8 protein-coding genes and 2 rRNA genes (1 of these 10 cut by a window edge) are annotated in these 11,703 nt (G+C 63.3%); 5 read left to right on the top strand and 5 right to left on the bottom strand.

Annotation, left to right across the window (positions count from 1 at the left end; genetic code table 11):
• A 23S ribosomal RNA gene (locus QTH86_RS14010) occupies positions 1-2,624 on the top strand (it extends 252 nt beyond the left edge of the window).
• A 127-nt stretch (positions 2,625-2,751) separates the two neighbouring features.
• Positions 2,752-2,864: ribosomal RNA gene (gene rrf / locus QTH86_RS14005) — 5S ribosomal RNA — on the top strand.
• Positions 2,865-2,935: 71 nt separating this feature from the next.
• Here the strand turns inward: rrf and QTH86_RS14000 are convergent.
• The 3 genes from QTH86_RS14000 to QTH86_RS13990 form a co-directional block, all read right to left on the bottom strand.
• Positions 2,936-3,850, bottom strand: a complete 915-nt coding sequence (locus QTH86_RS14000; protein WP_286646840.1) for an MBL fold metallo-hydrolase — start codon at positions 3,848-3,850, stop codon at positions 2,936-2,938.
• Positions 3,847-5,544, bottom strand: a complete 1,698-nt coding sequence (locus QTH86_RS13995; RefSeq protein WP_286646839.1) for an AMP-binding protein — start codon at positions 5,542-5,544, stop codon at positions 3,847-3,849. Before QTH86_RS13995 ends, QTH86_RS14000 begins: the two co-directional genes overlap by 4 nt.
• Positions 5,545-5,624: 80 nt before the next feature.
• Positions 5,625-6,422, bottom strand: coding sequence for a transporter substrate-binding domain-containing protein (locus QTH86_RS13990; protein ID WP_286646838.1), 798 nt, complete (start codon positions 6,420-6,422; stop codon positions 5,625-5,627).
• Positions 6,423-6,601: 179 nt separating this feature from the next.
• Here QTH86_RS13990 and QTH86_RS13985 point away from each other — a divergent pair, with 179 nt between their 5' ends.
• The 3 genes from QTH86_RS13985 (at position 6,602) to lnt (ending at position 9,886) form a co-directional block, all read left to right on the top strand.
• A complete protein-coding gene (locus tag QTH86_RS13985; protein ID WP_286646837.1) occupies positions 6,602-7,330 on the top strand; it encodes a GNAT family N-acetyltransferase in 729 nt (242 codons plus the stop codon).
• Between the two features lie 67 nt (positions 7,331-7,397).
• Positions 7,398-8,276, top strand: a complete 879-nt coding sequence (locus tag QTH86_RS13980; RefSeq protein ID WP_286646836.1) for a CorC family transporter — start codon at positions 7,398-7,400, stop codon at positions 8,274-8,276.
• Positions 8,277-8,284: 8 nt separating this feature from the next.
• A complete protein-coding gene (gene lnt / locus QTH86_RS13975; protein WP_286646835.1) occupies positions 8,285-9,886 on the top strand; it encodes an apolipoprotein N-acyltransferase in 1,602 nt (533 codons plus the stop codon).
• Here the strand turns inward: lnt and QTH86_RS13970 are convergent.
• Together QTH86_RS13970 and QTH86_RS13965 are read right to left on the bottom strand one after the other, a co-directional pair.
• A complete protein-coding gene (locus tag QTH86_RS13970; RefSeq protein WP_286646834.1) occupies positions 9,871-10,344 on the bottom strand; it encodes a RidA family protein in 474 nt (157 codons plus the stop codon). The two genes, lnt and QTH86_RS13970, sit on opposite strands and share 16 nt — an antisense overlap.
• Complete coding sequence (locus QTH86_RS13965; protein ID WP_286646833.1) at positions 10,341-11,702, bottom strand: FAD-binding oxidoreductase; 1,362 nt, start codon at positions 11,700-11,702, stop codon at positions 10,341-10,343. Before QTH86_RS13965 ends, QTH86_RS13970 begins: the two co-directional genes overlap by 4 nt.
• Position 11,703: the final 1 nt, after the last annotated feature.

Genomic DNA, 11,703 nt, shown 5'->3' with positions numbered 1-11,703 from the left:
CGGAGAAGCCTGCAAGTGATAGCACAAGACATAACGGAACAGTTTGGAAAGACTGGCCATAGCGGGTGATAGCCCCGTACGTGAAATGACCTGTGTGGTACTAAGCTTGCGACAAGTAGGGCGGGACACGAGAAATCCTGTCTGAATATGGGGGGACCATCCTCCAAGGCTAAATACTCATCATTGACCGATAGTGAACTAGTACCGTGAGGGAAAGGCGAAAAGAACCCCGGGAGGGGAGTGAAATAGATCCTGAAACCGCGTGCTTACAAAAAGTAGGAGCCTCGTAAGGGGTGACTGCGTACCTTTTGTATAATGGGTCAGCGACTTACATTCAGTGGCAAGGTTAACCGAATAGGGAAGCCGTAGAGAAATCGAGTCCGAATAGGGCGATCAGTCGCTGGGTGTAGACCCGAAACCAAGTGATCTATCCATGGCCAGGATGAAGGTGCCGTAACAGGTACTGGAGGTCCGAACCGACTAGTGTTGCAAAACTAGCGGATGAGCTGTGGATAGGGGTGAAAGGCTAAACAAACTTGGAAATAGCTGGTTCTCTCCGAAAACTATTTAGGTAGTGCCTCAAGTATTACCATCGGGGGTAGAGCACTGTTTTGGCTAGGGGGTCATGGCGACTTACCAAACCAAGGCAAACTCCGAATACCGATGAGTACAGCTTGGGAGACAGAGCACCGGGTGCTAACGTCCGGACTCAAGAGGGAAACAACCCAGACCGCCAGCTAAGGTCCCTAAAATTGGCTAAGTGGGAAACGAAGTGGGAAGGCTAAAACAGTCAGGATGTTGGCTTAGAAGCAGCCATCATTTAAAGAAAGCGTAATAGCTCACTGATCGAGTCGTCCTGCGCGGAAGATGTAACGGGGCTAAGCCAGTTACCGAAGCTGCGGATTTGCAATTTATTGCAAGTGGTAGGAGAGCGTTCTGTAAGCCTGTGAAGGTGCGTTGTAAAGCGTGCTGGAGGTATCAGAAGTGCGAATGCTGACATGAGTAGCGTTAAAGGGGGTGAAAAGCCCCCTCGCCGTAAGCGCAAGGTTTTCTACGCAACGTTCATCGGCGTAGAGTGAGTCGGCCCCTAAGGCGAGGCAGAGATGCGTAGCTGATGGGAAACAGGTCAATATTCCTGTACCGATATATAGTGCGATGTGGGGACGGATCTTAATAGGTCATCCAGTTATTGGATTATTCTGGTTTAGTTGGATGTAGGCGTGCATTAGGCAAATCCGGTGCACATATACCGAGGCCAACGATCGAGCGGACTTGTCCGTGAAGTGACTGAACGAGGTTCCAGGAAAAGCCACTAAGCTTCAGCTATATACGACCGTACCGCAAACCGACACTGGTGCGCGAGATGAGTATTCTAAGGCGCTTGAGAGAACTCAGGAGAAGGAACTCGGCAAATTGACACCGTAACTTCGGAAGAAGGTGTGCCCTATTAGTGTGTAGTGAACAACGAAGCATGAATGGGTTGCAAAAAATCGGTGGCTGCGACTGTTTATTAAAAACACAGCACTCTGCAAACACGAAAGTGGACGTATAGGGTGTGACGCCTGCCCGGTGCTGGAAGATTAAATGATGGGGTGCAAGCTCTTGATTGAAGTCCCAGTAAACGGCGGCCGTAACTATAACGGTCCTAAGGTAGCGAAATTCCTTGTCGGGTAAGTTCCGACCTGCACGAATGGCGTAACGATGGCCACACTGTCTCCTCCTGAGACTCAGCGAAGTTGAAATGTTTGTGATGATGCAATCTCCCCGCGGAAAGACGGAAAGACCCCATGAACCTTTACTGTAGCTTTGTATTGGACTTTGAACAGATCTGTGTAGGATAGGTGGGAGGCTTTGAAGCAGGGTCGCTAGATCTTGTGGAGCCAACGTTGAAATACCACCCTGGTGTGTTTGAGGTTCTAACCTAGGTCCATTATCTGGATCGGGGACAGTGCATGGTAGGCAGTTTGACTGGGGCGGTCTCCTCCCAAAGCGTAACGGAGGAGTTCGAAGGTACGCTAGTTACGGTCGGACATCGTGACGATAGTGCAATGGCATAAGCGTGCTTAACTGCGAGACTGACAAGTCGAGCAGATGCGAAAGCAGGACATAGTGATCCGGTGGTTCTGTATGGAAGGGCCATCGCTCAACGGATAAAAGGTACTCTGGGGATAACAGGCTGATACCGCCCAAGAGTTCATATCGACGGCGGTGTTTGGCACCTCGATGTCGGCTCATCTCATCCTGGGGCTGTAGCCGGTCCCAAGGGTATGGCTGTTCGCCATTTAAAGAGGTACGTGAGCTGGGTTTAAAACGTCGTGAGACAGTTTGGTCCCTATCTTCCGTGGGCGCTGCAGATTTGAGGAAGCCTGCTCCTAGTACGAGAGGACCGGAGTGGACACACCTCTGGTGTATCGGTTGTCACGCCAGTGGCATTGCCGAGTAGCTAAGTGTGGAAGAGATAACCGCTGAAAGCATCTAAGCGGGAAACTCGTTTCAAGATGAGATCTGCCGGGGCCTTGAGCCCCCTAAAGAGTCGTTCAAGACCAGGACGTTGATAGGTCAGGTGTGGAAGCGCAGTAATGCGTTAAGCTAACTGATACTAATTGCTCGTGCGGCTTGACCCTATAACTTTGATCAATCTGATCAAGGTGTTATGCCAAGTTGACGCATTCAAAATAATTCGCCAAAAGCTGATTCCAAACTCTATGAATTCGTTTGCTTGATCACAGATCAAGCTGACAACCCTTTATGCCTGATGACCATAGCGACGTGGTACCACTCCTTCCCATCCCGAACAGGACAGTGAAACGCGTCAGCGCCGATGATAGTGCGGGTTCCCGTGTGAAAGTAGGTCATCGTCAGGCTCTTACAGCCTAGAAAGCCCCAACCAGTCGGTTGGGGCTTTCTTATTTGTGCGTCGCAAATCCGGATTAGCTCAGGCGTTATCGATGGTGCCGGCCGATCGTTTTGCGGCGCCTGAGCGGATGAGGTCGTCCAACATCTCCTCCGCAAGCGCTGAGAATTCCCATTCAGGGAAAAACCGCCGGTGAATTGCCTGAAAGTAAGGCGTTCCATCTCGCCAAGCGCGCCATTCGTTTTCCGGCATGCGTTGCGCGTCCAGTAGTTTGAATTTGATCAATACCTTGAAGGCATGTCGGGCATGCTTTCCGGGGTCTGACATCAGGCCGTCCAGACGCCGACGGGCGCGATCCAAGGCTGCGCTTGTGTCGCCGAAGACGGGCCCATGTCCGGGAATGACAGTCCGGGGATTCAAGGTGGCGATCGGGTCGAGCGTTGCGGCGACTTCATCGAACGATGGCTCGCCCACGAGTTCGGGAAAGACGACGCCGAAGCCATTTCCCCACAGCGCGTCCGCGGAGATCAAGGTGCGGCTCTCGGACTCGAACAGCACGATCGAATGTGGATCATGTCCTGGGGCGCTGTGAACTTCCCAGTCATGCCTGCCAAGACGACGTCGCATGCCGGATAGCAGCACCCCATCGGCGCGAAAGCGCGGACACCGTTGTCCCGTCGCGCGGTAGCTGAGCGCCGCTTCGTCCCATTGCGCGACAGTGTCCGCATCCCCCGGAGGAATCTCGGTGTGGAGTGACGCATATCGCGCTTGCAGCGCTGCATTGCCGCCGCAGTGATCGCTGTGCAGATGTGTGTTCACCAACAGCGCAAGTGGGCGGCCGCCCAATTCCCGCTCGACCAGATCGACGGTCTGCGCCGCATGCGCCACATAGCCGCTGTCGACCAGCACGGGCGCATCGCCATCCAGCAGCACATTGTTCGAAGACAACCAGCCGCGCTCGAAAACAGACACCCCGCTGGGCAGCGCTGTCGTCACGGCTGAACGGATGCCATGTGCACGCGAAGCTGTCGACGCAGGATCTTCCCCACGTTGCTTTTGGGCAGCGCATCACGAAACTCGATGCTTCGCGGACGCTTGTAGCCGGTCAGGGCTTGGGCGCAATAGCGCAGCACGGCGTCTTCCGTCAGCGCCGGATCCTTGCGGACGACGAAGACCTTGATCGCCTCGCCCTGCTTCTCGTCCGGAATGCCGATCGCCGCGCATTCGAGCACACCGGGGCACAGCGAGATCACGTTCTCGAGTTCGTTCGGAAAGACGTTGAAGCCGCTCACCAGGATCATGTCCTTCTTGCGATCCACGATGCGGCTGTAGCCGTCCGCCTGCATCAGGGCGATGTCGCCCGTGCGCATGAAGCCATCGGCGGTGAAGGCGGCTGCCGTCTCCGCCGGTTGCCGGTAGTAGCCCACCATGACATTGGGGCCCTTGATGCACAGCTCACCGGCCTGGCCCTCAGGCTGCGTCCGGCCTTCGTCGTCCTTGATCGCGATCTCGATGCCCGGCAAGGGCAGGCCGATGTTGCCGGTGAAGTGCGTGTTGCTGACCGGGTTGTTGGTGCCGATCGCACAGGTCTCGCTCATGCCCCAGCCTTCGATCATCGGGCAGCCGGTGACCTCGAACCACCGCTGGGCGGTGCCTTCGGACGCTGCCATGCCGCCGGCCTGCGACACGAACAGCGTCGAGAAGTCGAGCTTGGCGAACTCCGGGTGCATCAGCAGCGCGTTGAAGAGCGTGTTGACCGCCGGCAGCATGTGGAACGGCCGCTTCCTCAGCACGGCGACGAACTTGTCGAAGTCCCGCGGGTTCGGGATCAGCGTCAGGTGCGAGCCCTGGCGGATCGCCAGCAGGCAGAGCGTGAGCGCGAAGATGTGATACAGCGGCAGCGCCGCGATGCTGTTGACCTTGCCCAGATCGCCCGCGCGTGCCAGCGCCGGCGTGAACCAAGCCTCGGCCTGCAGCGTCGCGGCGACGATGTTCCGGTGTGTCAGCACAGCGCCCTTCGACAGGCCGGTGGTGCCGCCCGTGTACTGGAGGAAGGCGATGCTGTCGAGCGTGCTCGTGTCGGGGCCGAGTTCACGGCCCGCGCCGTCGGCCAACGCCTGCGTGAATGGGGTGACGGTCCGGCCTTCCAGGGGCAGCTTGTACGGCGGCACCATGCGCGCCAGATGCCGCACGGCCACCGTGATCCAGGTGCCGTACAGACCCCCCAGAAGATCGCCCATCGCCGTCACCACCACGTGCTGCAGCGGCGTGCGTCCGATCACCTGCTGCAGCGTGGACGCGAAGTTCTCGAGGATGACGATCACCGTCGCGCCCGAGTCCTTCAACTGGTGCTCGAGCTCCCGTGCCGTGTACAGCGGATTCACGTTCACGCAGGTGTAGCCGGCGCGCAGCACCGCACACATGGTGGCGGCGAACTGCGGGATGTTCGGCAGCATGATCGCTACCCGCGCGCCTGCCTCCAATTCCAGCGACTGCAGCCAGGCGCCCAGCGCCTTCGATTGCCGGTCCAATTCCGCATAGCTGGTCCAACGCTCCATGCAGACCGAGAACGGCCGCTCGGCGTGGCGCTGGAACGACTCGTCGAACATCTGCGCCAGCGAGCGGTACTGTTCGGGGTGGACCTCGTGCGGCACGCCGGCCGGATAGCTCTTCAACACGGAGGGTTGCATGCGTGCTCCTTTGGAGCCCATTGTGCGAGGCGCCGTGTCGATACCACCCCGGGGCTTGCCCCAGGATGGCGGGGCTCGGTCTACTTGAGCCAGCGGTCCATCACGCGCTGCATGTCGCCGCTGGCCTGCGACAGGTGCAGCCACTGGTCGACGTAGGCCTTGAAGGCCACGTCGTCGCGCGGCAGCATCCACCCCATCTCGCCGTACTGCAGCGGTTTCTCGGGGTTGATGGCGCACAGGCCTGGCTTGAGGCGCTGCTGCGTGATCGCCTCGGCCGATTCGGTGACGAACACATCGGCACGGTTGGCCAGGATCTCGTCGAAGATGGTCACGTTCTCGCCGTGCATCGTCATCTTCGCGCGCTTGAAGTTCGCGCGGGCAAAGCGCTCGTTGCTGCCACCCGGATTGAAGATCACACGCGTCTGCGGCTGGTCGATCGCCGCGACCGTCTGGTACTTCGCGACGTCCGTACAGCGCGCGATCGGCGTCTTGCCGTTCACCATGTAGGGCGCGCTGAAGAAGGCGCGCTTTTGGCGTTCGGTCGTCACCGAGACGCCGCCGACGGCGATGTCGCACTTGTCGGCGACCAGGTCCGGCAGCAGGTTGGCCCAGGTGGTCTTGACCCACACCGGCTTTGCGCCCAAGCTCCCGGCGAACGCGGTCACCAGGTCGACATCAATGCCTTCGAAGGGGGCGTCGGCCTGCTGGAAGGCGAAGGGCTTGTAGTCGCCGGGCGAGCAGACGCGCAGCGTGGTCGACTTCTGTACGGTGTCCAGGCGCGAGGGGGCGGTGCCGGCGGTCGGCGTCATGGCGCATCCGCCGAGGACGGCAGCAAGCGCCAGGCCGGCAAGAGATGGAAAGCAAGAAAAGCGGGACATCGCGACTCCTTGGAGGCAGAGAAAAGCGCCATTGTGCGCGGGACCGCCGGAGTGCCAAAGGATGCGCGAACGCAACGTTTCGTTGAATTCTCTGGGGTAAACACCCCAATCCGTGCGCTTCGTCTCGCTCTGTGAAACCGGTATCTTGTGATCTAGGGATAAACCCTTATATTTGACGCATGAACCCCGCCAAGGCCTTTCTCCGTGCCTCGCTCGGCCTCGGATCCTTCCTGAAGGCCCCGGTCGTCGACGCCCAGGCGCGCGGTCGCGCCACGCCGGCGCCCGTCATGGTGCCCATCCGCAGCATCGGCCCGCGCGAGCGCGGTCGCATCGCCGCACACCTGCTGGCGCTGAGCCCGCAGGACCGCTACCTGCGCTTCGGCTACGCCGCGTCCGACGAACAGGTGCAGCGCTACGCCGACGGCCTCGACTTCGAGCGCGACGAGCTCTTCGGCATCTACAACCGCCGCCTCGAATTGATCGCCATGGCCCACGTGGCCTTCGCGCCGAGTGGCCAGCCGCGTGAATGCGCCGAATTCGGCGTCTCCGTGGCGAGCCATGCCCGGGGTCGCGGCTACGGCGCCCGCCTGTTCGAGCGCGCCGTCGTGGTTGCCCGCAACGAAGGCGTCGGCATGCTCTTCATCCATGCGCTGAGCGAGAACGCCGCGATGCTGAAGATCGCCCGCAAGGCCGGTGCCACCGTGGTGCGCAGCGGTTCCGAATCGGAAGCGCACCTGCAACTGCCGTCGCCCACGCTCGACAGCCGGTTGAACGAGATCGCGCTGGAACACTTCGCCGAAGTCGACTACCAGCTCAAGGCCCGCGCCAAGCAGTTCTGGTCCTTCCTGGCCGGCGTCCAGGAAGTGCGCAGCGGCATGCGTGCCGCGCGCGAGAAATCCGCGCCCTGACACCGCCACGGCGCGGGTGTCAAATCAATCCGGTATCCTTGCACCTCCCCAACTCCGCCCTCCCGCAGTGGCCGACCCTCACCCTGAACGCATGCCCGTCGAACGGGAAGACAAGCGCGGCTTCCTTCAGAAGCTGGCCGAGTTCATTCACCCCGGACCGGATTCCCGGGACGAGCTGATCGAAACCCTCGCAGACGCTGAAGACAACGATGTGATTGGCGCCGAGTCGCGCGTGATGCTCGAAGGGGTGCTGCGCATGGCCGACATGACGGCCGGCGACGTGATGGTCGCCGCACCGCGCATGGACCTGATCAACATCGACTCGCCGTACGACACCCTGCTGCACGGGGTGATCGACACCGCGCACTCGCGCTTCCCGGTGTACGAGGGCGAAAAAGAAAACATCATCGGCATCCTGCTCGCGAAGGACCTGCTCAAGCTGCAGCGGGCGCCGGGCCTGAACATCCGCGCGTTGCTGCGGCCGGCCACCTTCGTGCCCGAGAGCAAGGGCCTGAACGACCTCCTGCGCGAGTTCCGCGGCAACCGCAACCACCTGGCGATCGTCATCGACGAGTTCGGCCGCGTGGCCGGGCTCATCACCATCGAAGACGTGCTCGAGCAGATCGTCGGCGAGATCGAGGACGAGTTCGACATCGCCGAGGACGAAGGCGACATCTTCGGCCTGGCCGACCACACCTACCGCGTGTCGGGCGACACGCCCATCGAGCGCGTGGCCGAGGCCTTCGGCATCACCTTCGACGAAGAAGCGCTCAACGAAGACTTCGACACCATCGGCGGCCTGATCGCGCACGAGATGGGCCACGTGCCGAAGAAGGGCGAGCACCATGCGCTGGGCGGCTTCGATTTCGTCGTGCTGCACACCAAGGGCGGCGCGGTGCGCTGGTTCAAGGTTTCGCCGGCGCGCGGCAGCGACGCATCCGATTGAGCGCGTCGATGGCCGCGGCGGCCCACGCGCCTTCGCGTGCCGCCTTCCTCGCGCGCATCGCGCTCTTCGTGGCGGCGGGCCTGGCGCAGGCCGTCGCCATCGCGGCGCCGTGGAACGGCCGGCCACTGTGGTGGCTGCAGCTGCTGTCGCTGGCGGTGCTGGTGTGGCAGCTCGACGTGCTGCGCGCCGACCCCCGGCCGAAGCGCTGGCGCAGCGCTGCACTGCATGGCTGGCTCTTCACCACCGCCTGGCTCTGCGGCACCTTCTGGTGGCTCTTCGTCTCGATGCACACCTACGGAGGGATGGCGGCGCCCCTCGCGGCCACCGCGGTGCTGGCCCTGGCGGCGGCGCTCGCGCTGTACTACGCGGTGGCCTGCGGCGTGTTCGTGGCGATCGCGCCGCGACATCCGGTGGGCGCGGCTCTCGTGTTCGCCGCGCTCTGGACGCTGGGTGAGCTGCTACGCGGGAGCTGGTTCACCGGCTTTCCCTGGGGTGCGGGCGGCTATGCGCATGTCGACGGCCCGCTGGCCGTGCATGCCGCCTGGCTGGGCGTGTACGGCATCGGCGCGGTCGCAGCCGCCATCGCGGCGCTGGCCGTGCTGGCGCTGCGTGGCCGAACGTGGCACGGCGCCGCGGCGCTGATCGTCGTGCTGGTCGCGGCGCCCTATGCGCTCGATCTGCTGCGCGACGACCCCGATGCGCCGTCCAACGCGCGCGGCAGGCTGGGCGTCGCGCTGCTGCAAGGCAACATCCCGCAGGACGAGAAGTTCATCCCCGGCGGCGGCATCGCCACCGCGCTGCGCTGGTACGGCGAGCAACTGCGCGACGCCACCGCGCCGCTGGTCATCACGCCCGAGACCGCGCTGCCGTTGCTGTCGTCCCAACTGCCGCCGGGCTACCTCGAAGCCATCGCGGCGCGCTACGCGAGCGGCACGCAGGCGGCCATCGTCGGGCTGCCGGTGGTCGGCATGGGCGGGGCAAGCCACGACTTCGCCGGCTACCGGAATTCGGTGCTCGGCTTCAAGCCGGGCGAGGCGCAGCCGTACCGCTACGACAAGCACCACCTCGTGCCCTTCGGCGAATTCGTGCCGGGCGTGTTCCGCTGGTTCACCGAGCTGATGAACATCCCGCTGGGCGACTTCCGCAGCGGCGGGCTGGCGCAGGCGCCCTTCGTCTGGCAGGGCCAGCGCATCGCGCCGAACATCTGCTACGAGGACTTGTTCGGCGACGAGATCGGCGCGAACTTCCGCAACGCGGCGACGGCGCCGACGATCCTGCTCAACGTCAGCAACATCGCGTGGTTCGGCGATACCGTCGCCATCGACCAGCACCTGGCCATCTCGCGCATGCGGGCCCTCGAATTCGAGCGGCCGATGGTGCGTTCGACCAACACCGGCGCCACCGTCGTCATCGACCACCGTGGCCGCGTGACCGATGCGCTGCCGCGCCTGACGCGCGGGGTGCTCACCGCCGAGGTCGAAGGCCGGGCGGGCCTCACGCCCTATGCGGTGTGGGTCTCGCGCCTCGGGCTGTGGCCGTTGTGGGGCCTGTCGCTGCTGGCGGTGGTTGCCGCCGTGTGGCAGCGCCGGCGCGATCAGCGCGGCAGGTAGGCCGTCGCCTCGATCTCGATCACCAGCGCGTCCCCGGGCAGGAAGCGCGACACCTCGACCACGGTGCTGACGGGCGGCTCGCCCGGATAGAACAAGCCACGCACGCGGTTGTACGCGGGGTACTGACGGATGTCGCGGAAGTACTGCACCAGCTTCACCACGTCGTTCATCGTGCCGCCGTGCTCCGCCGCCAGTTGCCGGATGCGTTCGAGCACGAACCAGCTCTGCGCGACGATGGGCGCCTCGTAGACGTCCACCGACATCTGGCCGGTGACGTAGCCGAGCGTGCGCAGCTCGTCGCGGGCGATCGGCGGCAGATCTTCATACGAAGCAACGGCCTGGCGCCTAGACGGGTCGACCGCCACCACGCCGCTCATGAAGACGAAGTCGCCGACCCGTTTGGCGGCGGCGTAGTTCGCCATGGGCGCGCCCATGACCGGCACGTTGCCCGAGCTCATGCGGACACCACCGGCCAGTCGCGCAGCTTGCCCGGGTTGAGCAGCCCCAGCGGATCGAAGCGCGCCTTCACTGCGAGGATCTCCGGCGGCAGCGCGCCGCCGGCCTTGCCGTCTTCCACGATGAAGGTGTGCGGGTTGTTGATGCGGATGCCGCGGTCGCGGTGGATGGCGATGATGTCGTTCAGCCGCTCCTCGGTCGTGAAGCGCACCAGCTGCAGTCCGCTGCAGGTCAGGAGCCCGTCCAGGTTGCGCAGGAACTCGATGTGCATCATCACCTCGCCCGCCAGCAGCGCTTCCATCTCGGTGATCTGCTGGATGTACTGGCCGGGCGTGAAGCTGCTCTGCAGGTAGGTCAGCGACTTGTCGATGCGCAGCGCATGCAGCGTCGTGTGGTTCCAGGTGAACTCCATCAGCGTGCGGTTGCTCTTGGCCACCTCGGCGGCGTCGCGCCGGTAGGTCACGGTGCCGCCGTGCGCGGCGACCAGGTCCTTCAACGCGTCCTCCGCCGGCGCGTCGACCAGCGAGAGCACCGCATGGCAGCCCTTCGGCAGGTACTCCGCAAGCTGGCCCAGGTGGTCGGGCACCGGGCTGCCGAAGAAGGCGACCTCGCGCTTGTCGATGCCCGGCGCGCGTGCCAGCGCGTCGGCAAAGGCCAGGGCGGTGTCGAAGCGCTCGAAGGTGACCAGCGTTTCCAGCCACGGCCGCGCCGGTGCCAGCGCCACTTCGACCTCCAGCACCAGGCCGTTGGTGCCCCACAGGTGGTGCATGCGCAGCGCCTCGGCGCCGCGCAGCTCGACGATCTGAGGTTCGGGTTCGATCGTCATCGCGCGGATGCCCAGCACGTTGCCGGGTGCGCCGAGCGGCCCGTAGTTGATCGAGCCGACACCGCCGAAGCCGCCACCGAACAGTCCGCCCAGCGTGGCGCTGCGGAAGGTCGAGGGGATGCAGCGGAACTCGTGGCCGGTGGGCCGCGTCGCCTTCTCGATGTCGCCCAGGCGGATGCCGGCCTGCGCGCGGGCCGTGCCGCCGCGCACCCAGCACATCGCGTTGTAGCCGGTCATGTCGAGCACCACGCCACCGGCGAGCGGCGTCGTCTGGCCGTAGTTGCCGGTGCCGCTGCCGCGGATGGTGATCGGCAGCTTGCGGCGCGCACAGGCGCCGACCAGGCGGCGGATCTCGTCCTCGGTGCGCGGGCGCACCACCGTGTCGGCGCGCTTGTCTTCCAGTTGGCGCTTGAGCACCGGGCTGAACCAGGCGAAATCCTGCGACAGGCGCGCGACGCGGCCCGGGTCGTTGATCCAGTCGAGGTCGGGGAGTTCGAGCTGCAGCTGCTCGATGGCGGGGACGGGAGCGTTCATG

Origin of the sequence: Variovorax sp. J2L1-78, assembly GCF_030317205.1 — a bacterium.
Taxonomy (GTDB): domain Bacteria; phylum Pseudomonadota; class Gammaproteobacteria; order Burkholderiales; family Burkholderiaceae_C; genus Variovorax; species Variovorax arabinosiphilus.
This window is presented reverse-complemented; position numbering and strand designations above follow the sequence as displayed.

Bases quoted from the DNA above. Each gene is read 5' to 3' on its own strand.
- QTH86_RS13990 (WP_286646838.1), bottom strand. From the start codon at position 6,422: ATGTCCCGCTTTTCTTGCTTTCCATCTCTTGCCGGCCTGGCGCTTGCT.
- QTH86_RS13965 (WP_286646833.1), bottom strand. From the start codon at position 11,702: ATGAACGCTCCCGTCCCCGCCATCGAGCAGCTGCAGCTCGAACTCCCC.
- QTH86_RS13985 (WP_286646837.1), top strand. From the start codon at position 6,602: ATGAACCCCGCCAAGGCCTTTCTCCGTGCCTCGCTCGGCCTCGGATCC.
- QTH86_RS13995 (WP_286646839.1), bottom strand. From the start codon at position 5,544: ATGCAACCCTCCGTGTTGAAGAGCTATCCGGCCGGCGTGCCGCACGAG.
- QTH86_RS13970 (WP_286646834.1), bottom strand. From the start codon at position 10,344: ATGAGCTCGGGCAACGTGCCGGTCATGGGCGCGCCCATGGCGAACTAC.
- lnt (WP_286646835.1), top strand. From the start codon at position 8,285: ATGGCCGCGGCGGCCCACGCGCCTTCGCGTGCCGCCTTCCTCGCGCGC.